Below are 26,166 nucleotides of genomic sequence, written 5' to 3'. Positions count from 1 at the left end.
ATCCAGATTATCGAAATTCTTGAAGAGATATGAAATTTTATACACAATTATGTATTCCTAAATTATTTTCAATTAAGCTAATTGACTCCGCACTCGATACTGGGTGCGAATCTTGATGTGCAGTTATAGGTTGTATGAACTCCACCGCGATCAGCCATACTGAATCGCGACGGCATAAAGCTGGCACGGCGGCTGCCGTGCCAGCAACTACACTTCAGATAGTGACGGAACTTGACGAAGAGTCATCGCCGGACGAGTCGCCAGAGACATCCTCATACAGCTTCTTGAAGCCGGCGGGACTCAGCTTCAGACCAAGGGTTTCCAGCGTGGCAAGAATCTGCTTCACCGGTACCCGACGTTCAACTGCCGCCTTGATTTCGGGCAACAAATCCGCGAAGCGAGCCTGTTTCTGCTGTTGCGCATTGGGCTTGAGCGCCCTCAGTGCCTCACGGGCTCGCTCGATGTCGAAAGCATCGTCGTGTTCATCCATGGGCGTTACGTGGATGTTCATGCTGGCACCCTCGCAACCATCGAAGTGATGTGTGATGATTCGAGAAGCTTCTTCAGTTCGTCGAGGGGCCAAGCCAGCTTGCGCGATGGAAGTCGGACGGGCCGAATTCCTCCGTACTCACCTTTTTGGCTGTGATTTTTTCTGAGCGTGGCCGGCTCCACAAACAGGATCCGAGCTGCTACTTCGGTGGATACATGCGTAGGCAGATCGGTGAAATACCCCAGTGGCGGATGCACTGGGCTCGCAGCAAATTGAGGGCGATCGGAAGCGACCGCCTTCAAAGAGTTTTGAAGGGCCATAGGCCTTACCTCCCAAGTTGTAAAAGAACGAGGCACTCGCGCCGCATGCTTGCCGACGATCTATCTCTGCGGATCGTCACCGCTGCACGCGAATCGCTTAAGAGGAAAGGTAAGTCAACCTGCGGATTCTGCCCAGCGGGCGTACACGCGCGTATACGTACGTACATCGGCGAACGCAGGTTTCGCCGACTATGCCGATGCGAAAGGCCTTCCAGTGCTAATTTCCGAGTCCCGCTTCTCAGCCGGGAGGCTAGTTTTCACGTCCAGACCTTGCCTGTAATAGTAGCTACGGAGCGCGCCCAAGCTGAAATATCGATGTTCAGAGCCGATGCGATACTTGATACCTGACTCGTTCCCTCGACCAGGGACGAAGGCTTCGATCGGCGAGGGCGGCTCGTCTCGATTTGCGTACTCGACCAGCGTGTCGTAGACGAGTCTCACGGATTTTGGAGGCGACGTATCGTTCTGGGCTTGTTCGATTAACGCTGCCAAGGCGTGGTCGGACTTTCCCCCTGTCTTTTTTTGTTGTATCCCACGGCCGCCTGGCTGATTAGGAACAGCACTTATCCCACTCGGAGCCGATTGCGACGGCTCCGAAGCATCAGGAATCGTTGGAACGCCCCAAGACCGATCGCCAATATCGCGAACTGTTGCGGTGCGCTGTAAATTTCCCGAGGCCAAGATCCGCTCGGGCTTGAACCAAGGCGCGGCCACTCTTACCCGCTCGAGAAATCCATCAATCTCGTGGATATTGCGATATTTGCACCACGACAGGAAGTCATGCGGTCGCACCAATTCGCCGGCGCTGATCTGACTACGCCACAATGCAGCGATACGCAAAGGCTTCGCATATTGGTGCATACCGCGGCTCAATTCTTTACAACGGGCTTCATCAATCGGACCGTCGCTGGAGTACGGACTCAGGCCACAGACCAAAAGTGATCCTGTGATCGGAGTCCACGCGTTGAGTTTGAGACAATCCGAAATTACGTCATCGGATACATTCATGATCGTGACAATAGCCATGCGCATTCCCTTAGATCGAGCAGACTCCTAGGTTACGTCGACGCTACCGTCGATGCTAGTGGGGAGGAACGGAACGCGCTACTGCTTACGTGCGCATGTCAACGGAGCACCAGCATTACTCGACGGAAAACCATCGGGATGTGATTTTGCGTTTGGCGACGTCGCGCGACCTAGAGATCGTTAAGGAATATGCCGATGAGGGGAAAAGCGGGCTACGGCTCGGAGGCTGAGATCGAACTGAAGGCGTTGCTGCGGGATGTCGAATTGGGAGAGGCCGAGTATTCCGTCATCCATCGTCTACGACGTGAGCCGGTGGGAGTGATTCCAGGACTCTCACGAAAGCGCCAGCTACGAAATTCACTGCAAGCAGGCCCGGGTGCGCGTGCTGTATTGCGCCGAGCAGTTCGAGAATTAGGGAAGCGCAGCGTCATCAAGAACGTGAAGCGCACGATGGTTGGCGAATACAGTCGCAAGCTGAGCGTAAAGTTGCATGCCGGCCAGATGCGGCTAATCCGAACCGGCGTGCAGCAGGGTGGCCCGACTGGATACAGTCTGCGCCGCATGTTGGTCGACCACAAAGGAAAACGGAAGCCCGGTGAGCACACGACCATCCAAACCGACCGCGTGATCCTCGTACGTGGTCCGATCGAGGAGACCGAAACGGTGCGCCGGATATATCGGGTGTTCGTCAAGGGTCGAGCTGAAGGACTCAGAAATCGCTGAACAAGATGGCAAGAGAACGAATCGCGGCGCGGTCACGTAGTTGATCAACCAAGACACCCGGCGTCGACGATGGCTCGGACATCACGCATCGTACGTGCTTAGCTCAGTTTCGCGCTGGATGACGCCTTCGTATAGAGTTCCAGCACCATCGGATTATTGATATTGCGCGTTGCCGCAACCGCTCTCGAGCATGGCCCACGAAGACGTCCGCTATGACTTCGGCGCATGCACAAATGTTTTTCGACCGGTCCTGCCGGATGGAATGAGATGGGCCGAGGTGGATCAAATTCGGTTACACAGCGGTTACACACGCTACATAAACAAAAAAGGGTTGCAGGCAATTCAGCCGCAACCCTTTGATTTTATTGGTGGAGGAGAGGAGGATCGAACTCCCGACCTTCGCATTGCGAACGCGACGCTCTCCCAGCTGAGCTACCCCCCCAACGTCCAACGATTCTAGCACAAGGTTTTTACCTTTTGCCAAGCCCCCAAGCCCAGCAAAACCGCCGGCAAAACGCGCAGTAAAACCAACAAAACCCTCACTTCGGCGGCGCGCCCGCCAGCACCCAATCCACCACGGTCCGGATATCCGCGTCGCTCATCGATTGATGCGCGGGCATCGGAATCATCCCCCACACGCCAGACCCGCCGTCCTTCACCTTACGCGCCAATTTCGCCGGCGCTTGCGCATCGCCCTTGTACTTCGCGGCGATCTGCTGGAACGACGGCCCGACCAGTTTCCGATCCACCGCGTGACACCCCATACACGCATTCGAGCTGGCGATGGCCTGCGCACGCTCCGCATCCGCCGCTTGCGCGACCGACGCAAACCCACCCGTCACCACGCCCACCGTCAACGCCAAACCGATAAAAACCGCCGACGCCCCCTTCATCTTCATGGCGTCGCCTTAGGATTGCCCGGATGCACCGAGTTCGAGTTGGTGACGGGCGCCGGCGCCTGCTGATCGAGCGGTCGCGCGCTCACCGACGAGTCAGGAATCGCGCCCACCGTCGGCGCGCTAGCGTCCGGCTCCGACGACGACGCGGCAACCGGCGGCGTCGCAGCAGCAGCGGCGGCTGCCGCTGCTTCCTGCGGCTGGATGTACTGGAACACCTTCACAACCTGCGTGACGCCAGGCACCCGGCTCGCGACATCCGCGCCGCGATTGCCTTCATCCATCGTGACCAGACCCATCAGGTACACCGAGCCCCGCTCGGACACCACCTTGAAGTTGTTCGCCGAAATGTTCTTCTCGGCGATCAGCGCGCTCTTCACGCGCGTCTCGAGATAGGTATCGTTGGTACGCGACGAAAACGAGCTGGCCGGCATGATCGCCAGTTCGTTGACGATCGTATTCACGTTGTTCAGGCCACGCACGATGGTCTCGGCCCGCTGCTTCGACGCGTCGCCCGCGACTTCGCCGGTCAGCAACACGCGCCGGTTGAACACCGCCACGTTCACATGCGCGGAGTCGGGCAGATTCTGGCTGATCTGCGAGAGCGCCTTGACCTGCAGCTCGCGATCCTCCGTCTGCGCGCCGAGCGTGCGACGGTCGGTCGCGACCAGCGCGCCGCCGCCCGCTGCCGCGCCGGCCACGGCGAGAAAGCAGCCCTGCAATGTCGCGGACAGTCCCGCCGCGAACCCGACCACCAGCACGGTTCTTACCAGTGTCTTCTTGACGCGGAATACGCTCATCAACTAGCTCTCCTTCGGAATCAATCTCAGTCTTCGCCCAGCAACATGGCATCGATGCCGTCGCACAGACAATGGATGGTCAGCAAATGAACTTCGAGCGTGCGCACCGTCCGATCCGACGGCACGCACACGTGAATGTCGGTATCGCTCAGTACTTCCTGCAGACGACCGCCGCCCTTGCCGCTCAACGCGATCACGATCATCTCGCGCTCATGCGCGGCTTCGACCGCGGCGAGCACGTTGGCCGAATCGCCGGACGTGCTGAGCGCGAGCAGCACGTCGCCCGGCTGCCCCAGCGCCCACACCTGCTTCGAGTAAATCTGTTCGAACGAATCGTCGCTGGCGAGGGCGGTGAGCACGGACGTATCGGGACTCAGCGCGATCGCCGGCAAACCCGGCCGCTCACGTTCGAGGCGGCCAATCAATGAGGCGGCAAAATGCTGCGCCTGTGCAGCCGAACCGCCGTTGCCGCACGCGAGAATGCGATTGCCGTTGGCAAGCGCGGCGAACATCGTGTCGATCGCTGCGGCAATCGGCATCGACAATGTTTCCAGAGCTTCGAGTTTGACCGCCGCGCTGTCGCGGAAGTGTTGTTGAATGCGTTCGACTGACATCGAGTCTCTATCTTCTACCGCGAATGGACCGCAACGCGCGGCCCTGTTGTGAAGTCGTATTGCGAAGTCGCGCTGCCCGGTCAAGCTCGCCGGCAGCAGAGTGCATCCGCGAAAACTGGCAGGTCGCCCCGCTTGCTGTGTTGCCGACGCTGCTCTCGCGGCCCGCACGCGAGCGCAAGTTTATCGCACTCACACGCGTTCTCCGCGCGCCGTATCAGACTTCGTCGGCGCGAAACGCATCGCGCAGCCACACGAGGCGGCCGGCCTCGAACGCAATCACGTCGAAACGGCACGCGGGTTCGTCGCGCGAATCACGGCTGCGCGCCGCCAGATAGTGCCGCGCGGCGCGCACGATGCGCAGCTTCTTCTGCCACCCGACACTGGCCGCCGCGCCGCCGTAACGCCGCTGCGCCCGCGCACGAACTTCGACGAACACCAGTGCGCCGTCACGCTCCCGCATCACCAGGTCGATCTCGCCGCCGCGGCACGACACATTGCGCGCGACGAAGCGCAAACGCTGGCGCTGCAGGAACTCCAGCGCGCGCGTTTCGAACGCTTCGCCGACGAGTTTGGACCCGGTCGGTCCCGAAAAGTTGTGCGGTAGCGCGTCCGGCGCTGCGTGGCACAATGGCGGCCTTGTTCTGTCTGTCTGCGTCTTCTGCCTCATGACTCCTCTCTCCGAACTCGCGCAAGGGCAGCAGTACCCCGCTGCCGCGTTGTATGTGGTGGCCACGCCGATCGGCAACGTCGCCGACGTGACGCTGCGCGCGCTGCATGTACTCGGACTGGTGGACCGCATCGCCGCCGAAGACACCCGCAACACCGGTCAATTGCTCGCGCGTTACGGCATCTCGAAGCCGCTCGTCGCAGTTCATCAGCACAACGAGCGGGAAGCGGCGCTGCGCCTGATCGAACATCTGCACGCGGGCGAGCGCGTGGCCTACGTATCGGATGCGGGCACGCCCGGCATCTCGGACCCCGGCGCGAAACTCGTCGACGCGGTGCGCGATGCAGGCTTCCCGGTGATCCCGTTGCCAGGTGCGAGCGCGCTCGCGACCGCGCTAAGCGCGGCCGGCGATTGGGTCGCGACGTTCTCGTTTCTCGGCTTCCTGCCACCCAAACCGAAAGCACGCGCCGCGACACTGCAAAGCCTCGCCAACCATCCGCACGCGATGGTGTTCTACGAAGCGCCGCATCGTATTGTCGAAACGGTACAGGCATTGGCCGACGCGTTCGGCGGCGAGCGCAAGCTGCTGATCGCGCGGGAATTGACGAAGTTACACGAAGCGCTGCATCGCGGCACCCTGGCCGAAGGGCCAACGTGGCTCGCCGCCGATCCAAACCGGCAACGCGGCGAGTTCGTTCTTGTCGTGGAAGGCGCGCAGCCGGAAACCGCAGGCGAGCACGATCACGACGCGCTGCTGGGCATCCTGCTGGAAGAATTGACGGTGAGCAGTGCGGCGAAGGTCGCGGCGGCGATCACCGGAGCGTCGCGTAACGCGCTGTACACGCGCGCATTGACACTGAAGAAAGACGAAGAATAAAACCGACCTGCAAAAAGCAAAGGGCCGCGCGAAGCGGCCCTTTGCTTTTGAGGCGAGTACAGCGGCGAGTGAGGGCAACTGGGCACCTGTGCGTATGCCCGCGCCACCGTCATGCAAATAGCCTGGCTTCACGAGCACGCATCAAACACTGCGCACCCGCTCGCGCAGCCGTCATCAGATCAGACCGAGATCACTTTTCCGCGCTCGATCCTGAATTCATTGCCAGCGTTTCGTCACGCAATGCAGCGCGCGCTTCCTGTTGCGTCAGACCTTCGATCTGCACACGCGCAGTGCCGGCGTGGCGCATGTCGAGCACGCTCGCGGCGGCCATCGACAGATCGATCACCCGACCGCGCGCATAAGGACCACGGTCGTTGATACGCACGACGACCGAGCGCGAAGTGGCCGGATTGGTCACCCGCACATACGAGCCGAGCGGCAGCGTACGGTGCGCCGCAGTGAGCGCGTGCATGTCGTAACGCTCGCCATTGGCGGTGCGGTGGCCGTGGAAGCCGCGGCCGTACCACGACGCGCGACCCGTTTGACGAAAGTCCGAAACGCCGGAAGTGTCGTCAGTGAGCGGCTGCGCATCGGCCAGCGGCGTGCCCTTGGCGGCTACGCCGGAAGCCGGCGCGCTACCGAAGGACTGTGGTCCGAAGGTACCCGCCTGCGCGGCTTTCGTGCTCAGCGGCGCACCGCTGTCGGACGTGCTGCTTGCGCCCGGAGGCGTGGCGCAGCCGGCCAGCACAAAAAAGGCAAAAAGAGTCCCCAGACCACGGAATAACCGAGTTTTCATAAGACGTGCAATCACATTGTCGAGCCGCATCACGCGAAAGTTGAGCGTGTTGCCTGCGACTCCGGCGGTAAGGGACGACAACGCGCCGCGCAGGTCAGCGCAGAACGTAGAAGCCCGGACGCGGCTCATTCAGCCGCTACCGCACGGTTAATTTTCACGTCTGGCGCAACCTGTCCCCGGCAGCCTGACCAGACCCCACATGCCGCCATCGAACGTGGCAAACACGTTCTTGCGCGCGCAACTCAGCGCACAGGAACGGCGGCGTAGGCCCCACCCAGCGTCACGGCAGTTAAGTCCGTTGCAGGCGCGCGGCGCCTGGCTGGGTAAGACGTGTGCATCGAACGTAATCGATACTTGATGGCTGCCGACAACCGCAGCAGCCCTTACTTGAGTGGCGATCCGCGCTCCCATTTGTGATGGGGACGCATCGCCTTGTGGCAACACAGTGACCTGTGTATGAGCGGCATTATACCCAAAACAAATTTTTGGGATGGCAAGCGACTGAAAACCTTGATGAATTTTCACAAGTGCTGCAAGAATAGGCAGGCGACAGCCCCTCGCAGCGGGCTTCCGGCGGCCTCGACGGGCGTCGGCGAGACGCCGGTACAATCAACGTTTTTCCAGCGGCGCCCTCCTCCATGAAAGTCACCCTGATCCCCGTCACGCCGTTTCAGCAGAACAGCTCGCTGCTCGTTTGCGAGGCGACCGGACGCGCGGCGGTCGTCGATCCCGGCGGCGACCTCGACGTCATTCAGGGCGAAGTCGCGCGCCAGAACGTGACGGTCGAAAAAGTTTTTCTGACGCACGGCCACATCGACCACTGCGCCGGCGCAAGGACGCTCGCCACGCATTACGGCGTGCCGATCGAAGGTCCGCATGCGGACGAACGCTTCTGGCTCGACAAGCTGCCGGATCAAAGCACCCGTTTCGGTTTCCCCGCGGCCGAAGCGTTCGAGCCGGACCGCTGGCTCGACACCGGCGACACCGTGCAATTCGGCGACGAAACCCTCGAGGTTTATCACTGCCCCGGGCACACGCCGGGGCACGTGGTGTTCTTCAGCCGTGCACACCGGCTCGCGCTGGTGGGCGACGTGCTGTTCGCCGGCTCGATCGGCCGCACCGATTTTCCGCGCGGCAATCACGCCGACCTGGTGCGCTCGATCCGCGAAAAACTCTGGCCGCTCGGCGACGACGTCACCTTCGTTCCGGGCCACGGTCCTACGTCGACGTTCGGCGCCGAGCGCCGTTCGAATCCGTACGTTGCCGACGGAGTCGCAGCATGAGCAGCGAAATCTACGTGAGCACGGATGTCGAAGCGGACGGCCCGATTCCCGGCCCGCATTCGATGCTCAGTTTCGCCTCCGCCGCCTATACGGAAGACAAACAGTTGATCGCCACTTTCTCGGCGAACCTCGAGCTGCTCGACGGCGCCACCGCGCACCCGGTGCAGGAGGCATGGTGGAAAACGCAGCCCGAAGCCTGGGAAGCGTGTCGCAAGGATCTGCAGCAGCCGCTGGCCGCGTTGACGGCCTACGTCGACTGGGTCGAGGCGCTGCCCGGCAAACCCGTGTTCGTCGCGATGCCGGCCGGCTTCGATTTCACTTACATGTTCTGGTACATGATGCGCTTCGTCGGCCGCTGTCCGTTTTCATGGTCGGCGCTCGACATCAAGACGCTCGCGTTCGCGATGACCGGCCTGCCGTACCGCAAGAACATCAAGCCGCGCTTCCCGAAACATTGGTTCGACGAGCATCCGCACACACACGTCGCGCTCGACGACGCGATCGAACAGGGCGCGCTCTTCTGCAACATGCTCAAAGACCTGCGCGCGGCTCAGGCCATCACGTTGGCCGCCGGTAAAGATGGGGACGGCTCAGGACAAAACGCCGCTGAGGAACCGGCAAATTAGGTAATCTCCCTCGACTAAGCCGTTATACATTGCGTTTCGTTTTCGCGCCCTCTACCATGCGTTGATACGGCGACGCCAACGGAGGCGCAGTTGACACTCGATACCTTCTCTCAAAAAATCCTGCGCCTACTGCAGCTCGACGCACGCCGCTCCGTGCAAGAAATCTCCGACCAGGTCGGGCTGTCGAGCACGCCATGCTGGCGGCGCATCAAGGACATGGAGCAGTCGGGGGTGATCCAGCGCTACACGGCGTTGCTCGACCGGGAAAAACTCGGGCTGCATGTCTGCGCGCTCGCCCATATCCATCTGACCCGCCACACCGAAGGCGGCGTCGAACAGTTCGAGCGCGAAATCGCCACGTGTCCGGAGGTCACCGAGTGCTACAGCACGACCGGCGAATCCGACTACATCCTCAAGATCGTCGCGCCGGACATCAAGGCGTACGACAGCTTTCTGCACGAACGCATCTTCAAGATCCCGGCTGTCGCGCAAGTGCGCACGAGTGTCGTGCTGCGCGAAATCAAATTCGATACGCAATTGCCGCTGTGATTCCACGCGCTGCGCGTGAGCGCGGGGTTCGTGAAATCAGTTGCTGTTGTATCGCGGTGCCGGGTCGACATGCGTGTTGTCGGCGTCCGTCTGCGACGCGCCGCCGGCCTCGCCCGGGCGTGCCTCCAACGCACGCAGCACCTCGAGTTTGCGGGCGCCGAGGCGGCGCCGCAGCGCATCCAGATCGACTCGCTCGAGCCTGCGCGCATCGGTTTCACGAATCGGCGCATCCGCAGTTGCCGGCAGGATCACCTCGACATCGAGTCCCGTGCTCAGGTAATGGATATTTACCGACGCGATCTTCATTCCGCCCGAACCAAACGCGGCTTTCACTTCCGCCAGCACGCGTTTGCGCGTCGGCAGGTTGACGAGCGGCCGGGCGAGCGCGTCGCTTTCCGGGTCGACATGGATCAGCGCGTCGAGCACCCGGTTGTCGGTGAGCGCGCGCATCCGTGCGGACTCGGCAATGTAGTGCCCTTCCGATACCGAGATCAGCGGGTCGACCAGAATGTGCGCGTCCACCAGCGCAAAATCGCCCATCTTGCGAGTGCGCAGTTGGTGCACTTCGCGCACGCCGGGGGTCGACAGCAGCAGCGCGCGCACGTCGGCGGCGGCGGTTTCGTCGAGTGCCCGGTCCGACAGGTCTTGAAGCGCGTCCCAGCCGAACATCCAGCCCATGCGCGCGACCATGAAGCCGACGATCGCCGCGGCAATCGGGTCGAGCAGACGCACGCCGGCAAGACTGCCGACGATGCCGATCGCCACCACCAGCGACGACGCCGCGTCCGAGCGCGCATGCCACGCATTGGCGATCAACATCGCCGAACGCACGCGCTGTGCTTCGCGCAGCATGTAGCGAAACAGGCTCTCCTTCGACACCAGCACCAGCGCGGCGACGGCCAGCGCGCTCATATGCACGGCGGGGATATCTTGCAGATCGGCGAGACGCGTGCCCGCGCGCCACAGCATTCCGATGCCGACGACGATCAGCAGCGCGCCAAGAAATAACGAAGCGACGTTTTCGTAACGGCTATGGCCGTAGTTGTGATCCGCATCGGGTTCGGCGCCGCTATGTCGATTGGCGATCAACACGACAAAATCGGAAATCAGGTCGGCCAGCGAATGGACGCCGTCCGCGACCAGTGCCTGAGAATGCGCAAACACGCCGATGACGATTTGCAGCGTCATCAACACCGTATTGAGCGCGATACTGACAAAGGTACTATTGCGCGCAACGCGGTGTTTCTCGGTTGACTGAAGGGCGGCGGCGGAGGGCATCGCAGAGACAGGATAAAAAGTTCAATGTGCGCATTCTACCCGGCGCAACTCGAAAAGCGCTGAGCGCCCTTTAAAATTTTCCTTTCAAATCAGTCGCTTATACAAACGAAAAGCATTCGCGTTCCACTCAGCCGGACCGCCAGCGACAAAATACCCTATAAATTTGTCAGGACAATAAAAAACCGCGCCCTTTGCGGTGCGCGGTTTTTTTCGTCAACAGCGGCGCCCCGATTAGGGCAGCCGATGCCGGGTATTACTTCTCGATCAGAAACTTTTCGCGATCCAGACCGGCGATCCAGCGCGGCGGCTTGCCACGACCGGACCACGTGCTACCGCTATCCGGGTCGCGATATTTCGGTGCGACACCCGCGCGCGGACGGCCAGCGGCCTTAGCGCCTTTTGCCGCACGGCCACCGCCGAGTTCGCTCAGCGTAATGCCGTAGTCGGCCATTTTCTGCTTGATCTCATTCAGGACTTCAGCGTATTCGCGCGACTTTGCTTCTTCGATCTGCTTTTCAAGCTTCTCGCGCTGGGCGAGTAGTTCCTTGTAGGAAGACATAGGTTCCCTTGGTGGTTTGGATAAATGACTGCCAGTCTTAAGCCAGCTTGCCCTTTGAAGGTGTTCATGCCTCGGAATTTGATGGCGAGATTAACACAGAATAGAAAGACTACAAAAGCGCATTCGCAAATTTAATTGCGATACGTTTCAAAAAATTTCACGCGAGACACTGAGTTATGCCCATCCTTTCAACTAGCTTATTTCGCATTTCGCTGAAAAACAGAGTTGTTCGAATCGAACATTTTGATATTGTCTGGCGAAAAATGATATTTACACTCAGTATTTCCCCCAATCATTTCACGGCATGAGAGCTTTGTTATGAAACATCAGAGCATATTGCCGATACGGCGTCATGCTGTTAATGAGATAAAGGGTTTGCCCGAACGGCAAATCAAACCCGATTTGCATGCGCCGTGATGCAATCTTCTAGCGCTGCATGCAAGGTTTCAGTATTGAGTTTGGCGCTGTCGAAGTGAAACCGGCTACGCGCGCCGTCGATTTTCAGATCGACGCCATATCGATCGACGCCCAGGAACTGGAGTTTGTCGCCAACGCCCGGCTGCTTTTCGAGCATGGCGATCAATTCATTTTCTTCATCAAAGCCGAGCGGCGGCAGCGGATCGAGTTCTGCGCCGTCGAGCCAGCCCATTGCGCCAAAGCCGCCGATATAACGCAGCCGCTCGAGTGTCATCGTCCAGAACGTGAAATCGCCGAGCACCAGATAACGCTCTGCATCCGGGTGATAGCGCAGATAGCGATGTACAACCTCGGGCGAGGAGTCGACCGGCTCGAAGCGGCCGAGCAACGTGACGCGCTGGCCGCTCAACACGTCGTCGTCTGGCGTGTCGACGGCGAGAAAACCCGCGCGGGGATCGGCATGCAGGTTGTGCGTGTGTTCGGCAAGGCGGCTGATCAGAATGGTCGGGCGATGCCGCGCGTCCGGCGCGAACGGCAGCATCGACGGATACGGGAAACCTTCCGGCTGGCGCGCGTGCGTAGCCAGCGTGCCGGTTGCGGTCATATGCAGCAGATGCAGCGGAGCGTGAGCGGGAATCTTCACGGGCGCGTTCCTCGATAGAGCGGATGGCTGGCGGCCGGAGCGCCGCGCGGCCGGACAATCGTAAGCGCTGCACGGGCGCGCGCCAAGCACGAGGCAGCACGCCTGGTTAGAATCGGCCATTCGCTTTCAACACGCTTTCTTCTGCGTACGCCCCTCTCGAGATTTCCGTGTCCGACCGCCCCTCCGAATTCGATCTGCTCCCCGCCGCTCACCGCGATCTCTCCGACACCGCGCGGCAACGCGCCCGCTTTGCCACGATGGCGGTGTTTTTCATCGCCGGCATGATGTACGCGTCGTGGGGGGTGCATGTGCCGACCGTGCGCGACCGCTTCCATCTGAACGCCGCGATGTTGTCGTTCGCGCTCTTCGCGGTGGCCGTCGGGTCGATCGGCGCAATGGCGGCGAATGCGTCGTGGATCGCTCGAGTCGGCACACGCCGCGCGTGTCTAACGGGCGGTCTCGTGATGTCTGTGTGCGCGGCGCTGATTCTGGTCGTGCCGGATTACTGGATGTTGCTGGTCGTGCTGGCCGCTTTCGGCGCGGGCATGGCCACGCTCGATGTCGCGATGAACGCGGAGGCCAACGCGATCGAAAAGGCGCTCGACAAGCCGATCATGTCGTCGCTGCATGGAATGTTCAGCGTCGGCGGGATGACCGGAGCGGCGGTCGGCGGCGCGCTGCTGTCGCGCGGTATGGCGCCGGCCGTGCATCTGACGCTGGCGGCCGTGCTCAGCGCGCTGGTGCTGGTCGCCGCCTGTCCGTCCGTGCTGCCGCACGTGCCGCACGCCGAGCATCCGGATGCCGCCACGCCGCGCGCCAATCGCTGGCGTTCGCCGGCCTTGTGGGCGCTCGGCGCAGTGGCGCTTGTCGCGCTGATTGCGGAAGGCGCGATGTACGACTGGGCCACCGTCTATATGCGCGACGTGGTGCTCGCGACGCCCGCTCTCGCGAGCGCGGCCTACGCGGCCTTTTCGGCTGGCATGGCCGCGGCGCGCTTTGCCGGCGATGCCGTGCGCGCCCGCTTCGGCGCGCCGCAACTGGTGATGGCCAGTGCGTCGCTCGCGTGTGCGGGGATGGTCGGCGCGCTATTGCTGCCGAACGCGGTCGCCGCGTTGATCGGCTTCGCGCTGATGGGCCTCGGACTCGCGAACATGATGCCGGTGCTGTTCGCGGCGGCGGAGAACGTCAAAGGAATCCATGCGGCCGAAGGGCTCGCGCATGTCGCCGGGCTCGCGTACTTCGGGTTGCTGCTCGGGCCGGTGATCATCGGCGTGGTCGCTCAGATGACCAGCTTGCCGATCGGTTTGTCCGTGGTGGCCGTGTGTTCGGCGTTGATCGCGCTCGCCGGCCCGAAGGTGCTGCGGCGTTTGAACATCTGACGGCGGAGCGCGCCGACGCTGCGTCGGCGTATGTCGCGCAATACGAAAACCCGCGAGCTTACGTTACGTTACGCACGCGCGGCACACTCGACGTGTTCCGCGCCACATTCCTCCAGGCGGTTCCTTCGCTGGTTGCCTTCTCTTATCGTAACCAATTGATTTCGTTAGACTTATCCATCCAGCACTGAGTGCCCACAAAAATGGCATAGGCCTTGCAGTTAGTCCCCCAGCAATTTCCAAAACTACGGGGGAGCAAGACCATGAACCGCAATTTCAAACTCTCGGCGAGCGCCATGTGCGTCGCCTCGATGATCGCACTGACAGGATGCGGCAGCACGTTGACCGTACCAAGTAAAGGCCTTGGCAGCGGCTCGGGCGCCGGCACACCGACACCCACGCCGACTCCGACGCCGACACCCACTCCGACGCCGACCCCAACGCCCACGCCCACGCCGACCCCGACGCCCACCCCGACGCCCACCAGCGCCAATCCGATCGGCGTCGTCGCGCAAAACGCCGGCAATGTCGTCACCGCGACCGGCAAGACCGTCTCGGCGATCGGCAACCAGATCGCGCTCACGCCGATCCCCGGCGCCAACGCGGCGACCACCACCGCGCTCGGCGGCGTCGTGTCGAATCTCGGCAGTGGCGTAACCGCGCTCGGCACCGGTGTCGCGAACGGCCTCGGCCAGCTCGGCAATTCCACCGATCCACTCGGCACGACGCTCGCGAGCAGCGGCAACCTGGTCTATAGCGCGGGGCAAGCCGTCAATAGCGCGGGCCAGCTCGTGACGAGCCTCGGCAGCGGCCCGACCGCGCCGCTCAGCCCGTTGACCACACCGCTCGGCAGCACCGTGTCGACGCTCGGCAATGCGGTCAGCGGCCTCGGCACGCAACTCGGCTCGACATTGACGAACGGCCCGATCCAGCAGGTTACGCAAACGGTCAGCACCGCGATCACGCCGATCACGACCACCCTCGCGCAGACGACCCAAACCGTCGGCGACACGACCGGCCTCGGCGCGCCGCTAAACGGCCTGCTTTCGACCATCGGCCACGGGCTCGGCACCGCGGGCAGCCAGGTGGGCAGCGCCACCGGCAATCCGATCGGCCAGGGCCTCGGCAACGTCGTCACGAAGCTCGGCGACACCGTCACCTCGGCCGGCGGGCTATTGACCGCAGGCGGGTCGGGTAGCGGCAATCCGCTGGGCGGCCTGACCGGCATCCTCAATCCGGGCGGCAGCGGCGGTACGTCGGGCAACCCGCTCGCCCCGCTGACGAACATTCTCACCGCGCTGCCCGGCACGCTGAGCGGCGGTCTGACGGGCGGCAGCGGCTCCGGCCCGCTGGCGCCGTTGACCAACGTCATCAGCACGCTGACGGGCACGCTCGGCGGCGCGGCCGGCGGCTCGGGCAACCCGCTCGCGCCGTTGACCGGCGTGGTGGGTACGGTCACCGGCGCGCTGAGCGGTGCGGCCGGCGGCGGCAGCAGTCCGCTGGCACCGGTAACGTCCGTCGTGTCGACGCTGACGGGCGCACTCGGCTCAGCCGCCGGTTCGGGTTCGGGAAGCAGCGGGACCGGCAATCCGCTCTCGCCGATCACCGGCCTGTTGAATACGGTGACCGGCACGTTGACGGGCGCGGCCGGCTCTGCCGGCGGTTCGACCGGCGGCGGCCTGCTCGGCGGCCTCGGCGCACTGACGACCAGGAAGTAACGAACACGAATAACGACAGCAAATAACGGCGCAATAAAAAAACGCGCTGAAAGGGGGGCGGCGAGCCGGGTCAACCGGCTCGCCGTTTTTTTATAGCCTCATCCGTTTCGCGTCACAACTCGTGATACGTGTCGTAATGGGAGGAGAAATCGTTACGCTGCAGAAAGTTGGTGAAGGTCATCGTCACTGAAGCATCGAGTCCTTCGACGTAATGCCACCAGCCGATCGGCAAAAACAGCAATTCACCAGGCGCGAGCGTGCATTCGATCAACTGCGCGTCGCGCATCGACGGGAAACGTTCGTAATCGATCGCGCTGCCGTCCACCTGCGAATAACAATGCAGATCGTTGGCCATATAACGCGTGTCCGACATCGGGACCAGTTTGATCCGTTTGCGGCCGATAACCTGTGCCATGAAGTTATTGGTCAGATCGTGGTGAAACGGCGTTTTCGTTCCGGCCGGTCCCATCCAGAAAAACCCGGTATCGGGCGAAGCGGCATCGAGATATTCGCCGATAGCCGGCACATCGTTCCATAACGCCGCGAGCGCCGCGCGATTGTGCGACGTGTTATTCGCCGTCATGTAGAAATCATTGGTCGGCCCGCTGCGTTCGACCAGATCGACATAATCGGCAAAGCGCATCGTTCGTTTGAGCTTCGGCTGGTTGATTTCATAGTTCGCGTCGGAGTCGCGGCCGAATTGCACTTCTACTTCGCGATCGCCGCAGCGCTCGCGCAAATAATCGAAGTTCCACTGTTCGCGCGCCGGCCAGAAATCGAACGCGCCGGTGACGATCACCGGCCGGTTCTGAAAGTAGTACTGCTCAAAGAACTCGTCGCGCAATAAACGTTCACGCCTTTCGATCAGACCGCTGCCGACGCGCAAGCGGTTCAGCGCGCCATACACCGACAGGATCCAGTCGCGCTTACGCAAACGATTGCGGATACGCGCAGCACCTTGCAGATAAGGACTCGCGAGCGCGGTATCGATTTCACGCGCGGCCTCGGCGGCGTCGAAACCATGTCCGACGAGTGCGCCGTGCAACGCGGGCGGCGGCGCATCGAGCAGCAGGTTTTCGGCGATCCAGCGGCGCCAGCCGTCATCGAACGAACGGATCTCAGCGGTCACGGCATTCTCCAGAACAGTCGGCGCTCATCCGCGAGCGCTCAGGTGCAGACGTCCAAAAGAAAAGGCACGCGAGCCTTGCAGCGCGCGTGCCTTTTTACGACTGGACCGAAGACAAGCCAGGCTGCCTTCGATCGAGCGGATTTACATCTTCACTACGTCGAGCAGCGTCTTCTTGCCGGCCTTGTAGTTGTACAGCGAGATCACGCCGTGTTGAAGGTCGCCCTTCGAGTCGAACGTGGTTTCGCCGATCACACCCTTGTAGTCGGTCGCCGGCATTGCTGCCAGGATCTTCGCCGGATCGGTGGAGTTAGCACGCTTCATCGCGTCGACGATGATGTACACAGCGTCATACGTGAACGGTGCGTAAATCTGGATCGGCTGACCGAAACGCTTCTGGTACTTCGCGAGGAACGCCGAACCGCCAGCCATCTTCTCGAGCGCCATACCGGCTTCCGAGCAGACGATGTTGTCGGTTGCGTCGCCAGCCAGATCCGACAGCTTGTCGGTACACACGCCGTCGCCTGCCAGAACCTTCGCGCGCAGGCCGAGCTGCTTGGCTTGCTTCGCGAACGGGCCGCCGGTTGCATCCATACCGCCGTACATGATCGCGTCCGGGTTTTCGCCCTTGATCTTCGTCAGAATCGCGCGGAAGTCGACAGCCTTGTCGTTCGTCGCGTCATGCGACATCACGTTCAGGCCCAGCGACTTGGCGGTCTTTTCGAATTCGTTGGCGAGACCCTGGCCGTAAGCGGTCGAGTCGTCGACGATCGCGACGCTCTTCACTTTCAGGCCCTTGGCTGCATAGTTAGCCAGTGCCGGACCTTGTTGCGCATCGGTCGCAACGACGCGGTACGTCGTCTTGAAACCTTGTTGCGTGTAGGCCGGGTTGGTTGCCGACGGCGAGATCTGCACGATGCCGGCATCGCTGTAGATCTTCGAAGCCGGGATCGACGTGCCCGAGTTCAAGTGGCCGACCACTGCAACGACCTTATCGTCGACCAGCTTCTGCGCGACTTGCGTTGCAGTACGCGGGTCGGCCGCGTCGTCTTGCGGATCCAGTTGCAGCGTGATCTTCTGGCCGCCGATCGTCAGGCCCTTGGCGTTGATTTCTTCAACTGCCAGGCGCGCGCCGTTTTCGTTGTCTTTACCCAGGTGAGCGATACCGCCAGTGAGCGGTGCAACGTGACCGATCTTGACGACCGTGTCGGCTGCAGCCGTTGTTGCCAACGTCGCGAACAGCATCGCCGCAGCGCTGATCGGCAACAGCTTTTGAATCTTGATGTTCATGTAAGTCTCCAGTTTCGGTCCCAAAAACAACGTAATCGCCCTGTGCCCCCGCTTCCCCAACACGTGTCGCTCAGTCCCGTGGACGACCACGCCGGTTGCATCGTTCATGCACTTGGCCAGTACGTCTGCTCGTCTGTTTGTGGCAGGCGGCAACCCGTACTTGCGCGCAAGTGTAGGTCATCAAATTAAATTGTGGGACTTTTTTGAGGAAGTGGGATGAACACTAATAGCGTTTATCCAACAAGCGTCGGTTCCGACTGGATCGACTCGCTGGAAAACCCCAGCCCATGCGGGTTTTCGCTACGTGAGGGTTTCGCCTGACGGCACGGTCTAAAGGTTTTAGCGCGATAAACCGATAATGATTCGAATAAGCTTTTTGCTTGAATCAGGCGCGCCGCGCTTATTCGCGCGGCGCGTCCGGCGGCGGCCGAATCAGCGTTGAAGCGCCGCTATCCGCGAGGCCGCGGCGCGCCATTCGGCGTCGAGCCGCGCGACCAGTTCGGCCGCACCCAGACCTTCCGCACGCTGACGCCCCAACGCTGCGCCTTGCCCCGACCATAAAGACAGATAGTCGCCATTGCCCGCTCGGCCCGCGGTTTGTCGCAGTTCCTGAGTCAATGCGTTTTGCACCGGATACGGCGCGACGTGATCCAACGTTTCGGTCAGACGCAGCATCAACGGATTGCGTATGCCGCGCGCATGACGGCCGGTGATCGCGCGCGTTACCGAAGTCGACGTATCGGACGACGCGCGCACGCGGCTTTTATATATCTGCGGGATGCCGCTCTCGTGACAGGTGAGGAACGCGGTGCCCAACGCGGCGGCTTGCGCACCGAGCGCGAGCGCGGCGGCGATACCGCGTCCGTCCATGATGCCGCCGGCGGCGAGCACCGGCAGACCGGTTGCGTCGACGAGTTGCGGCACCAGTGTCATCGTGCCGACCAGTGCGTCTTCGAATGCACCGATGAACGTGCCGCGATGGCCGCCCGCTTCCGCGCCCTGCGCGACGATCGCATCCGCACCGGCATCGCGCCAGGCTACGCCTTCGGCGACATGCGTCGCGGTGCCTATTACATAGATGCCGTTTGCGTGCAGACGCGCGACATCGTGTGCGGCAAGCAGACCGAACGTGAAGCTCGCCACCGGCACGCGCAACTCGATCAGCGTGTCCAGTTGCACGCGGAAGTCCGGTGCGTAGCGTTCGAGCGGCTGGCCCGGCGGCAAATCGAACTCCGCGCGTAGCGGTTCGATGGCAGCCAGCGCACGGCGCACAGTGGTGTTGTCCGGCGCGGCGGCTTCGAGCACGAACAGATTGACGCCGAACGGACGATCCGTCAGCGCGCGAATCGCCGCAACGTCGCTCGCGATCTTCTCCGGCGACAACGCCGCGGCCGCCAGAAAGCCGAAGCCGCCCGCATTCGACACCGCCGCGACCATCGCAGGCGACGTCGCGCCGCCGACCATCGGCGCCTGCACGACCGGCACGCGCAATTCGAAACGTGCCGCGAACGGCGTCGCAAAACCGGTTTCACTCATGATGGATTCCTTTACCGACAATGCACGCGTAGGCCGCGCGCCAATTCATTGACCCGACTGACCCGACTCATAGACTCTACCCAGCCGCACACTCGCAGTGAAATGAATTATCGAGAACGTTTCAATCATCTTACGAGATCGTGAATGCGCTCAATGCCATTGCGCGACGACCGGAGAGCCTGCGCTGCAAGCCGCTTCCATTGATGGCAAACTGACCGGCCGCCTGACTCTTCAAGACCTCTGGCAAGCATTCGGATTACATTCGCGCATCACCACACAGCTACATGGAGAGCTACATGAGCACGACTTCCCGCTGGATCGACATTCCCTCCGGCAACGACAGTTTCGGCGGCTATCTGGCGCTGCCCAAAGGCGGCAAAGGTCCGGCCGTCATCATCATTCAGGAAATCTTCGGCGTGAACAGCCACATCCGTTCGGTCGCGGATCAGTACGCGCAAGACGGCTACGTCGCGCTCGCACCGGACGTGTTCTGGCGCGTGCAACCGCGCGTCGAATTGACGTACGACGGCGCCGATCGCGACAAGGGCATCGAACTGATGCAGAAAGTGAAGGTCGACGAAGCGGTGGCCGACATCGGCGCCGCAGCAGCAGCGCTGCGCGCGTTGCCCGAAGTGACCGGCAAGGTGGCGGCGATCGGTTTCTGCTTCGGCGGCCGTCTCGCGTATCTGGCAGCGGCGCAAGGCTCGCTCGACGGCGCGGTTGCCTATTACGGCGGCGGCATCCAGAACCAGCTCGACGAAGCAGCGAAGATCAAGGTGCCGGTGCAGTTCCACTACGGCGAACTCGACGCGCATATTCCGCTGTCGGCGGTCGGCCAGATTCAGGAGCGCTTCGCGGGCCGCACAGATGCGGAGTTCCATATCTACGCGAATGCCGATCACGGTTTCAACTGCTCGGACCGCGCATCGTATAACCAGCATGCAGCCGCGTTGGCACACGGCCGCACGCTGACGTTCCTCGGCGAACGCCTGTAAGTCTCACCGGTCTCACCCATGGTTCAGGCGGCCCGATCCGGATCGCCTGAACCGGCAGCTCTCGCCAGAAGCACACGATGCACCCCAGCAGTTTCCATCATCGAAACACGAGGGCTCCCCCATCGTGCAATCAGACTATCTCGCCCATGACGCCATCGGCCTCGCCGAACTGGTTCGAACCCGGCAAGCGAGCGCGCGCGAGTTGCTGGATATCGCCATTGCCCGCACGGAGGCGGTCAATCCGGCGATCAATGCGATCGTCCTGAAGGACTACGACGCAGCCCGTCAACGCGCGTCGCAAAGCGATTCAAACCGTCCCAACGATACGACCGACACGAGCGCGCAAGACGCGCTCAACGGCGTGCCGTTTCTGATCAAGGATCTGGGCGCGCCGGTTGCGGGATTGCGCATGGCGATGGGCAGCCGGCACTACCGCCATTTCGTTCCCGAGGTGGACGCGCCCGTTGTCACGCTCGCGAAAGCGGCCGGCCTCAACATCTTCGCGAAGACCAGCACGTCCGAACTCGGGCAGATGCCTTATACGGAGCCCGAACTATTCGGCCCGTGCCGCAATCCGTGGAATCTCGACCACACGCCGGGCGGCTCGAGCGGCGGCGCGGCCGCGGCGGTCGCCGCGGGCATCGTGCCGCTCGCGCATGCGTCCGACGGCGGCGGCTCGATCCGCATCCCCGCTTCGTGCTGCGGACTGTTCGGCCTGAAGCCTTCGCGCGGACGCGTGCCGCGCGCGACACCCACGCCATCCGCGGGTGAGCTCGGCATCGATCACGCCATATCGCGCAGCGTGCGCGACAGCGCGTTGCTACTCGATCTGCTCGCCGGCAATGCCGGGCGCCCGCCCGGCGCGCCGGGCACTTTTCTCGGCGCGAGCCGCGAGCGTTGCAAGCCGTTGAACATCGCGTACGTGACCGAGGCGATGCTGGCGCCGTCGCTATCCGCCGACGCGCGTGCCGCGCTCGACGACGCGGCGCAACTCGCGAGTTCGCTCGGCCACAACATCGAGCCGATTTCGCTCGGCATCGATTTCGCGGCTGTGCGGCACGCGTTTCTGTCGCTGTGGTCGGTGACCGCCGAAGAGCTCGTGCTGAACGCGGAGCGAATTAGCGGCCGCAAACCGCTGCGTGGTGAATTCGAAATTTCGACATGGGCGATGGCGCACGTCGGTCGCAAACTCGGCGAGCGTGGCCTGCCTGCCGCGCTCGAAGAACAACGCCGCATCACCGCGCGGCTCACCGATCTGCTGAACCGCTTCGACGTGGTTCTGTGCGCGACGCTGGCCGGCGCGCCGATCAAGATCGGCGAGATGCAACCCACGTCGGCGGAGCGCATGCAAATGCGCGCCGTCACCGCGATGCCGCTCGAACCGCTGATCAAAAAGCTGCTGAACGAAGCGTCGAACAAGGCGTTTGCATGGGCGGGCTGCACGGAGCTGTTCAATCTGAGCGGGCAGCCGGCGATGTCGGTGCCGCTCTACTGGAACGCGCGCGGCTTGCCGATCGGCGTGCAGTTCGCCGCGCGCGACGGCGGCGAAGCGACGCTGTTGCGCCTCGCCGCGCAACTCGAAGCAGCGCGGCCGTGGTTCGACAGAAGACCGCCGTTGATGCAGGCGCGCAGCTAGGCCGAACGGCATTCGCGCGACGTTAGGAATCGACCGGAAACCGGCGCGGCATGTTGCTGCGCATTGGCAGCAACATGCGGGTCGCGCGCGGCTGAAAACCGCTCAGGCCTTCTTGTTATAGGCGCTGCACCAACCCTTGCTGGCGACCTGCTTGCCCGCGAACATCGGGCAACCGCCGTAGGCGTCGGTGGGTTTGGCTTGATAGAAGCTGCAGTTGCCGCAGTCCTGGTCTGCTGCGTACTTCGCGAACTTGGCTTTGTCGACTTTGCTTGCGTCGGCCTTGTAGCCGAGCGCTTGCGCGGTCGGATCGGTTTCGGCCACTTTCGGTGCGTCGGCGAATGCCTGGCGCGACAGTGCAAGCGAAGAAGCGACACCCAGGCTGGTGATTAAAAACGTACGACGGGAAGATTTCATGGGGACTCCATTTATATGAACTGATCGCCGTTCTGATGACAGCGGTCCCCAAGGATAGCAATGAAGCCGTCGTGCGTGACAGCCCAAATGATAGAGATAACCGAATCTGTACGACTCGCGCGGCGTTCGTCGCGACGGTGAACTTAAGGCGCGCGCAAAGCCGAAGATGACTACGCGCGCCCGCTCAGTTCGCACACTCGCGCGGCGATCGCGAGCGACGCCGTCAATCCCGGCGATTCGATCCCGAACAGATTCACGAGTCCACGCACACCATGCGCGGCCGGACCTTGAATCACGAAGTCCGCGGCGGGTTCGCCAGGACCGGAGAGCTTCGGACGAATGCCCGCATACGCAGGTTGCAGCGCATGGTCGGGCAACGCCGGCCAATACGCGCGAATGGCTGCGTAAAACGATTCCGCGCGCTGCGGGTCGACGTCGTAGTTGATTGCATCGACCCATTCGACGTCCGGGCCGAAACGCGCCTGACCACCAAGGTCGATCGTCAGATGCACGCCGAGGCCGGCTTCATTCGGCATCGGATAAATCAGACGGCTGAACGGCGCACGCCCCGAAATACTGAAGTAATTGCCGCGCGCGAGATAAAGCGGCGGCACGTGGCGCGCATCGAGTCCGCGAATCTTGCGGGCCAGCGCGTTCGCTTGCAGCCCGGCGCTGTTGATCACGCACGCGGCGCTGATCGTGGTCGGCGCGCTGCCGCCCACCTTGACGATAAAGCGCCCGTTGCTCGCCTCGACGGCTTCGACCGGCGCATGAAACGCACACACCGCGCCATCGCGCTCGGCATCGCCTTGAATCGCAAGCATCAACTGATGACTATCGACAATGCCGGTCTGCGGTGAAAACACCGCCTCCACGCATTGAAGCGCAGGTTCGAGTTCCTGCGCCTGCTCGCCGGTGATTCGCATCAGGTCGAGCACACCGTTGTCGCGGCCCTTCGCCATGATGCTTTCGAGTTGGGGAATCTGATTGCGCGACGTCGCGACGAGCAATTTGCCGCAGCGCGAATGCGGGACGTTGTGCTCGACGCAGTAGTCGTAGAGCATTTCGCGGCCTCGCACGCACAGCGCCGCCTTGGCCGACCCGCGTGGGTAGTAGATGCCCGCGTGAATCACTTCGCTGTTACGCGAGCTGGTGCCCACGCCGATCGCCTCGGCCGCCTCCAGCACGATCACTTCACGTCCGCGCGCCGCCAGCGCACGCGCCACTGCCAGACCGACCACACCCGCGCCGATCACTACACATTCGATTTGATCCATGTCTGTTGACGCGGCTGACTTCGCCGCGCGCTACCTCGTTCACCCGATAAAGATGAAGACAGGATGCGGCTATCGAGTGCTGCACACCGCTCGCTGTCGAACGCATCTGTTCATACGCAACCCATGCGTGACACTGTCGGACGCCGCACAGACACAAATGCCCGCAGGGGATGACTGCGGGCATTCGGTCACGAGCAACGCTTCTACGTATGGGCCGGACCGATTCAGTGTACGCCGTCGGAGGTCATTGCGCTCTATCGTTCGACCCTGCGGCGAGGTCGCCGATCGGCCCGTGGCACGTGCCGGCTATCGGTAAGCCAGACCGATTGGATAATTTCTTATCTCGAAAACAGAAACAATTGCCGTGACATTCATAGTGTCTACTGCGTGGAATCGCCTTTTTCAGCTTGAAAAAAAGCCGCCAGAAGGCGACTTTTTGCCAAAAACGGGCTGAAAAGGCTCAAAAACCAATCGGTTTTCGACGATTTCCGTAATCCAGCCGAATATCGCCGGCTTCAACCCGATCGCGCCCGTCGATCCGTGCCGAACCGAAGCCGTTCAGGATCGCGCGCCGCATTTCACGCGGCGAAGCGGCCTTCAACGCGTCGAGCGTCGCGTCGCCGAGCGTTTCGGGAAAACGCAGACCCCAGTTATGCGCCGAGCGGATTTCGTCGTAGATCGCCTGCGCGATACGGCGCGCGCCGTCCCGATCCGGCGGCGGAATTTCGTACACGTTCATCCGGTTCAGGATCGGCTCGGGAATCGAGCGCTCGTCGTTCGCCGTCGCGATCCAGATCACGTGTCCAGCGTTGATCGGAATCTCGGCGAACTCGTCGATGAAAGTCCCGGCCGTATCGTGTTCGAGCAGCGCATACAGCGCACCGAGCGGATCGTATTGCGAATCGCCGGTCGCCTTGTCGATTTCGTCGACGGCAATCACCGGGTTCGCATAGCTGCCGTTCACGAGCGCATCGAACACCTTGCCGGGCTTCGCGTTCTTCCATTGCGACGACGCGCCCGACAGAATCCAGCCCGCCGTCAGCGAACTCATCGCGACATATTGATAGGCGGTGCCGAGCAGGCGCGCCAACTGCTTCGCAAAGTGAGTCTTGCCGATACCGGGGTCGCCGAGCAGCAGGATCGGCATCAGTTCGAGCCGGTCTTCCGTCTCGAGGCACAGCGCGACCTGCTTGCGGATGTCGTCGAGCGGTTCGGAGAAATTCGGCAGCGCGTCGATCAGATCGTCGATCGACGGCATCCGGTTCGGTTTGACACAGAAGCGCAAATTGCCGTTCTTCAGCATCTTCTCGTAGGTGGCGCGCAGTGCGTCGTTCGCGCCGTCACCGAGATCGTTCAGCGCGGTCTCGACCTGATCGAGGTCGTACACCTGACTGAAAGAAGCTACGGCGATTTCCTGTCTGACCATCGCTGTTGTCATTGCTCACCCCGTCTAGCTGGCCTGGCTAATACGGCATCCTGTCGGGCGCCGTTTCAAGTCCAGTGTAACGACGACATATTCGTGTGCAAGCCAGCAGTCGTGCGGCATTGCTGCTAACAACGGGTTGCTTTCGACGCCTGACGGCCGCATCTGAAATGCATTGTTGCTGAACCCGGCCCGCCTGGGCCTGTCAGAACGGCGTTGTATCCATCAGGCGTAAGATGGCCTTTCTGATTGGCAGGGTGGGCCCGTCGGCCCGGAGAATCGTTCTATGTGGAAAACCAGTATCGTCGCCGTGCTGCTCGGCACTTCGTTGCTTGCCAACGCACAACAACGGCCGGCTCAACAAGTCGTGCAATGGCAGTTGCAGGTATTGCGCGACGGCCAGCAGATCGACGCCTTCGACGGCACCACCACGGTGGGCCAGGCGCGCACGGATACGCATCACAAGATGGTGCAGCATAACGTCGGCTGCAAGGACCAACCCGGCGGCAGCATCGATCTCGCGCGCACGCTGACGGTGTCGCCGCTGCAAGCCGACACGAACGCGGTCACACTGTCGATCGACGCGCAGGAAACCTTCGAGGAAGACAACGCCCGGCAAACCGACACCGGTTGCAAGCTGCCGCCGCAACCGCGTCAGGTGAGCGCGAGCCATCCGGGTCTGACGGTGCCGGTCGGGCAATGGACCACGTGGACGATCGTCGACAAGAATCCGAATCTGGTCTATCGCGTGCGAGCGGGGCTTTCGGACAGCCCGGCGAACTGAGAACGAAGCGAAGAGAAACGAAGCGAA

The 26,166-nt window shown here is 62.0% G+C and carries 27 protein-coding genes and 1 tRNA gene; 11 read left to right on the top strand and 17 right to left on the bottom strand.

Features of this window, described 5'->3' with window-relative positions; genetic code table 11:
- Window positions 1-214: 214 nt before the first annotated feature.
- On the bottom strand, window positions 215-511 hold the full coding sequence (locus tag PQQ51_RS23020; RefSeq protein ID WP_408499149.1) for a hypothetical protein: 297 nt from the start codon (window positions 509-511) through the stop codon (window positions 215-217).
- A gap of 488 nt (window positions 512-999) precedes the next feature.
- Window positions 1,000-1,836: a hypothetical protein gene (locus PQQ51_RS23015; RefSeq protein WP_408499148.1), complete on the bottom strand. Its 837-nt coding sequence runs from the start codon at window positions 1,834-1,836 to the stop codon at window positions 1,000-1,002.
- Between the two features lie 95 nt (window positions 1,837-1,931).
- Here PQQ51_RS23015 and PQQ51_RS23010 point away from each other — a divergent pair, with 95 nt between their 5' ends.
- A complete protein-coding gene (locus tag PQQ51_RS23010) occupies window positions 1,932-2,066 on the top strand; it encodes a recombinase family protein (RefSeq protein WP_408499147.1) in 135 nt (44 codons plus the stop codon).
- Window positions 2,032-2,559, top strand: a complete 528-nt coding sequence (locus PQQ51_RS23005; RefSeq protein WP_408499146.1) for a hypothetical protein — start codon at window positions 2,032-2,034, stop codon at window positions 2,557-2,559. Before PQQ51_RS23010 ends, PQQ51_RS23005 begins: the two co-directional genes overlap by 35 nt.
- A 366-nt stretch (window positions 2,560-2,925) precedes the next feature.
- Here PQQ51_RS23005 and PQQ51_RS23000 read toward each other — a convergent pair.
- The 5 genes from PQQ51_RS23000 to PQQ51_RS22980 form a co-directional block, all read right to left on the bottom strand.
- Window positions 2,926-3,001: transfer RNA gene (locus tag PQQ51_RS23000), tRNA-Ala, on the bottom strand.
- A 97-nt stretch (window positions 3,002-3,098) separates the two neighbouring features.
- Entirely contained in the window at window positions 3,099-3,452 is a 354-nt protein-coding gene (locus PQQ51_RS22995; protein ID WP_408499153.1) for a c-type cytochrome, read from the bottom strand.
- A gap of 2 nt (window positions 3,453-3,454) precedes the next feature.
- On the bottom strand, window positions 3,455-4,255 hold the full coding sequence (locus PQQ51_RS22990; RefSeq protein WP_408499145.1) for a BON domain-containing protein: 801 nt from the start codon (window positions 4,253-4,255) through the stop codon (window positions 3,455-3,457).
- A gap of 26 nt (window positions 4,256-4,281) precedes the next feature.
- A complete protein-coding gene (locus PQQ51_RS22985) occupies window positions 4,282-4,869 on the bottom strand; it encodes a phosphoheptose isomerase (RefSeq protein WP_408499144.1) in 588 nt (195 codons plus the stop codon).
- A 214-nt stretch (window positions 4,870-5,083) separates the two neighbouring features.
- Window positions 5,084-5,536, bottom strand: a complete 453-nt coding sequence (locus PQQ51_RS22980) for a YraN family protein (RefSeq protein WP_408499143.1) — start codon at window positions 5,534-5,536, stop codon at window positions 5,084-5,086.
- Here PQQ51_RS22980 and rsmI point away from each other — a divergent pair.
- Entirely contained in the window at window positions 5,535-6,413 is an 879-nt protein-coding gene (rsmI, locus tag PQQ51_RS22975) for a 16S rRNA (cytidine(1402)-2'-O)-methyltransferase (RefSeq protein ID WP_408499142.1), read from the top strand. The genes PQQ51_RS22980 and rsmI overlap by 2 nt on opposite strands.
- Before the next feature lie 190 nt (window positions 6,414-6,603).
- On the opposite strand, the gene PQQ51_RS22970 is transcribed toward rsmI, so the two are convergent.
- The gene (locus PQQ51_RS22970) at window positions 6,604-7,209 is read right to left on the bottom strand and encodes a septal ring lytic transglycosylase RlpA family protein (protein ID WP_408499141.1); all 606 of its coding nucleotides are present in this window, start codon (window positions 7,207-7,209) and stop codon (window positions 6,604-6,606) included.
- 638 nt (window positions 7,210-7,847) lie between these two features.
- Here PQQ51_RS22970 and PQQ51_RS22965 point away from each other — a divergent pair.
- From PQQ51_RS22965 to PQQ51_RS22955, 3 genes are all read left to right on the top strand, one after another.
- Entirely contained in the window at window positions 7,848-8,492 is a 645-nt protein-coding gene (locus PQQ51_RS22965) for an MBL fold metallo-hydrolase (RefSeq protein ID WP_408499140.1), read from the top strand.
- Window positions 8,489-9,118, top strand: coding sequence for a 3'-5' exonuclease family protein (locus PQQ51_RS22960; RefSeq protein WP_408499139.1), 630 nt, complete (start codon window positions 8,489-8,491; stop codon window positions 9,116-9,118). Before PQQ51_RS22965 ends, PQQ51_RS22960 begins: the two co-directional genes overlap by 4 nt.
- A gap of 90 nt (window positions 9,119-9,208) precedes the next feature.
- Window positions 9,209-9,667, top strand: coding sequence for an Lrp/AsnC family transcriptional regulator (locus PQQ51_RS22955; protein ID WP_012431468.1), 459 nt, complete (start codon window positions 9,209-9,211; stop codon window positions 9,665-9,667).
- 36 nt (window positions 9,668-9,703) lie between these two features.
- On the opposite strand, the gene PQQ51_RS22950 is transcribed toward PQQ51_RS22955, so the two are convergent.
- The 3 genes from PQQ51_RS22950 to PQQ51_RS22940 all read right to left on the bottom strand — a co-directional run bounded on the left by PQQ51_RS22950 (window position 9,704) and on the right by PQQ51_RS22940 (window position 12,564).
- On the bottom strand, window positions 9,704-10,945 hold the full coding sequence (locus PQQ51_RS22950) for a cation diffusion facilitator family transporter (RefSeq protein ID WP_408499137.1): 1,242 nt from the start codon (window positions 10,943-10,945) through the stop codon (window positions 9,704-9,706).
- A gap of 253 nt (window positions 10,946-11,198) precedes the next feature.
- Window positions 11,199-11,504: an H-NS histone family protein gene (locus PQQ51_RS22945; protein ID WP_408499136.1), complete on the bottom strand. Its 306-nt coding sequence runs from the start codon at window positions 11,502-11,504 to the stop codon at window positions 11,199-11,201.
- Window positions 11,505-11,895: 391 nt separating this feature from the next.
- A complete protein-coding gene (locus PQQ51_RS22940; RefSeq protein WP_408499135.1) occupies window positions 11,896-12,564 on the bottom strand; it encodes a HugZ family pyridoxamine 5'-phosphate oxidase in 669 nt (222 codons plus the stop codon).
- 167 nt (window positions 12,565-12,731) lie between these two features.
- On the opposite strand from PQQ51_RS22940, the gene PQQ51_RS22935 reads away from it, so the two are divergent.
- On the top strand, window positions 12,732-13,943 hold the full coding sequence (locus PQQ51_RS22935; RefSeq protein ID WP_408499134.1) for an MFS transporter: 1,212 nt from the start codon (window positions 12,732-12,734) through the stop codon (window positions 13,941-13,943).
- Between the two features lie 260 nt (window positions 13,944-14,203).
- The gene (locus tag PQQ51_RS22930) at window positions 14,204-15,658 is read left to right on the top strand and encodes a collagen-like triple helix repeat-containing protein (RefSeq protein WP_408499133.1); all 1,455 of its coding nucleotides are present in this window, start codon (window positions 14,204-14,206) and stop codon (window positions 15,656-15,658) included.
- A 112-nt stretch (window positions 15,659-15,770) separates the two neighbouring features.
- Here PQQ51_RS22930 and PQQ51_RS22925 read toward each other — a convergent pair whose 3' ends face one another.
- From PQQ51_RS22925 to PQQ51_RS22915, 3 genes are all read right to left on the bottom strand, one after another.
- Entirely contained in the window at window positions 15,771-16,787 is a 1,017-nt protein-coding gene (locus PQQ51_RS22925) for a cupin-like domain-containing protein (RefSeq protein WP_408499132.1), read from the bottom strand.
- Window positions 16,788-16,928: 141 nt separating this feature from the next.
- Window positions 16,929-18,074 (bottom strand): branched-chain amino acid ABC transporter substrate-binding protein, encoded by a 1,146-nt coding sequence (locus PQQ51_RS22920; RefSeq protein WP_408499131.1) that lies wholly within the window; start codon window positions 18,072-18,074, stop codon window positions 16,929-16,931.
- Window positions 18,075-18,506: 432 nt separating this feature from the next.
- Window positions 18,507-19,610 (bottom strand): NAD(P)H-dependent flavin oxidoreductase, encoded by a 1,104-nt coding sequence (locus PQQ51_RS22915; RefSeq protein WP_408499130.1) that lies wholly within the window; start codon window positions 19,608-19,610, stop codon window positions 18,507-18,509.
- A 296-nt stretch (window positions 19,611-19,906) separates the two neighbouring features.
- On the opposite strand from PQQ51_RS22915, the gene PQQ51_RS22910 reads away from it, so the two are divergent.
- Both PQQ51_RS22910 and PQQ51_RS22905 read left to right on the top strand, forming a co-directional pair.
- Complete coding sequence (locus tag PQQ51_RS22910; protein ID WP_408499129.1) at window positions 19,907-20,605, top strand: dienelactone hydrolase family protein; 699 nt, start codon at window positions 19,907-19,909, stop codon at window positions 20,603-20,605.
- Between the two features lie 124 nt (window positions 20,606-20,729).
- Window positions 20,730-22,241 carry an amidase gene (locus PQQ51_RS22905; RefSeq protein WP_408499128.1) on the top strand — a complete coding sequence of 504 codons (1,512 nt, stop codon included), beginning with the start codon at window positions 20,730-20,732 and terminating at the stop codon, window positions 22,239-22,241.
- A gap of 102 nt (window positions 22,242-22,343) precedes the next feature.
- Here PQQ51_RS22905 and PQQ51_RS22900 read toward each other — a convergent pair whose 3' ends face one another.
- The 3 genes from PQQ51_RS22900 to PQQ51_RS22890 all read right to left on the bottom strand — a co-directional run bounded on the left by PQQ51_RS22900 (window position 22,344) and on the right by PQQ51_RS22890 (window position 25,370).
- Window positions 22,344-22,655, bottom strand: a complete 312-nt coding sequence (locus PQQ51_RS22900) for a high-potential iron-sulfur protein (protein WP_408499127.1) — start codon at window positions 22,653-22,655, stop codon at window positions 22,344-22,346.
- 170 nt (window positions 22,656-22,825) lie between these two features.
- A complete protein-coding gene (locus PQQ51_RS22895) occupies window positions 22,826-23,932 on the bottom strand; it encodes an NAD(P)/FAD-dependent oxidoreductase (protein WP_408499126.1) in 1,107 nt (368 codons plus the stop codon).
- Between the two features lie 460 nt (window positions 23,933-24,392).
- The gene (locus PQQ51_RS22890) at window positions 24,393-25,370 is read right to left on the bottom strand and encodes an AAA family ATPase (protein WP_408499124.1); all 978 of its coding nucleotides are present in this window, start codon (window positions 25,368-25,370) and stop codon (window positions 24,393-24,395) included.
- 271 nt (window positions 25,371-25,641) lie between these two features.
- Between PQQ51_RS22890 and PQQ51_RS22885 the strand changes: the two genes are divergently transcribed.
- Entirely contained in the window at window positions 25,642-26,139 is a 498-nt protein-coding gene (locus tag PQQ51_RS22885) for a hypothetical protein (protein WP_408499123.1), read from the top strand.
- Window positions 26,140-26,166 lie beyond the last annotated feature (27 nt).

The organism is Paraburkholderia xenovorans (assembly GCF_046030735.1).
In the GTDB taxonomy this organism is placed as follows: Bacteria; Pseudomonadota; Gammaproteobacteria; order Burkholderiales; family Burkholderiaceae; genus Paraburkholderia; species Paraburkholderia xenovorans_A.
This window is presented reverse-complemented; position numbering and strand designations above follow the sequence as displayed.

Coding starts and splice junctions, on each gene's coding strand:
- rsmI (WP_408499142.1), top strand. CDS start 5,535: ATGACTCCTCTCTCCGAACTCGCGCAAGGGCAGCAGTACCCCGCTGCC.
- PQQ51_RS22965 (WP_408499140.1), top strand. CDS start 7,848: ATGAAAGTCACCCTGATCCCCGTCACGCCGTTTCAGCAGAACAGCTCG.
- PQQ51_RS22910 (WP_408499129.1), top strand. CDS start 19,907: ATGAGCACGACTTCCCGCTGGATCGACATTCCCTCCGGCAACGACAGT.
- PQQ51_RS22890 (WP_408499124.1), bottom strand. CDS start 25,370: ATGACAACAGCGATGGTCAGACAGGAAATCGCCGTAGCTTCTTTCAGT.
- PQQ51_RS23005 (WP_408499146.1), top strand. CDS start 2,032: ATGAGGGGAAAAGCGGGCTACGGCTCGGAGGCTGAGATCGAACTGAAG.
- PQQ51_RS22995 (WP_408499153.1), bottom strand. CDS start 3,452: ATGAAGGGGGCGTCGGCGGTTTTTATCGGTTTGGCGTTGACGGTGGGC.
- PQQ51_RS22920 (WP_408499131.1), bottom strand. CDS start 18,074: ATGAACATCAAGATTCAAAAGCTGTTGCCGATCAGCGCTGCGGCGATG.
- PQQ51_RS22970 (WP_408499141.1), bottom strand. CDS start 7,209: ATGAAAACTCGGTTATTCCGTGGTCTGGGGACTCTTTTTGCCTTTTTT.
- PQQ51_RS22900 (WP_408499127.1), bottom strand. CDS start 22,655: ATGAAATCTTCCCGTCGTACGTTTTTAATCACCAGCCTGGGTGTCGCT.
- PQQ51_RS23010 (WP_408499147.1), top strand. CDS start 1,932: ATGTCAACGGAGCACCAGCATTACTCGACGGAAAACCATCGGGATGTG.
- PQQ51_RS22930 (WP_408499133.1), top strand. CDS start 14,204: ATGAACCGCAATTTCAAACTCTCGGCGAGCGCCATGTGCGTCGCCTCG.
- PQQ51_RS22950 (WP_408499137.1), bottom strand. CDS start 10,945: ATGCCCTCCGCCGCCGCCCTTCAGTCAACCGAGAAACACCGCGTTGCG.
- PQQ51_RS22885 (WP_408499123.1), top strand. CDS start 25,642: ATGTGGAAAACCAGTATCGTCGCCGTGCTGCTCGGCACTTCGTTGCTT.
- PQQ51_RS22980 (WP_408499143.1), bottom strand. CDS start 5,536: ATGAGGCAGAAGACGCAGACAGACAGAACAAGGCCGCCATTGTGCCAC.
- PQQ51_RS22945 (WP_408499136.1), bottom strand. CDS start 11,504: ATGTCTTCCTACAAGGAACTACTCGCCCAGCGCGAGAAGCTTGAAAAG.
- PQQ51_RS22960 (WP_408499139.1), top strand. CDS start 8,489: ATGAGCAGCGAAATCTACGTGAGCACGGATGTCGAAGCGGACGGCCCG.
- PQQ51_RS22895 (WP_408499126.1), bottom strand. CDS start 23,932: ATGGATCAAATCGAATGTGTAGTGATCGGCGCGGGTGTGGTCGGTCTG.
- PQQ51_RS22985 (WP_408499144.1), bottom strand. CDS start 4,869: ATGTCAGTCGAACGCATTCAACAACACTTCCGCGACAGCGCGGCGGTC.
- PQQ51_RS22915 (WP_408499130.1), bottom strand. CDS start 19,610: ATGAGTGAAACCGGTTTTGCGACGCCGTTCGCGGCACGTTTCGAATTG.
- PQQ51_RS23015 (WP_408499148.1), bottom strand. CDS start 1,836: ATGGCTATTGTCACGATCATGAATGTATCCGATGACGTAATTTCGGAT.
- PQQ51_RS23020 (WP_408499149.1), bottom strand. CDS start 511: ATGAACATCCACGTAACGCCCATGGATGAACACGACGATGCTTTCGAC.
- PQQ51_RS22990 (WP_408499145.1), bottom strand. CDS start 4,255: ATGAGCGTATTCCGCGTCAAGAAGACACTGGTAAGAACCGTGCTGGTG.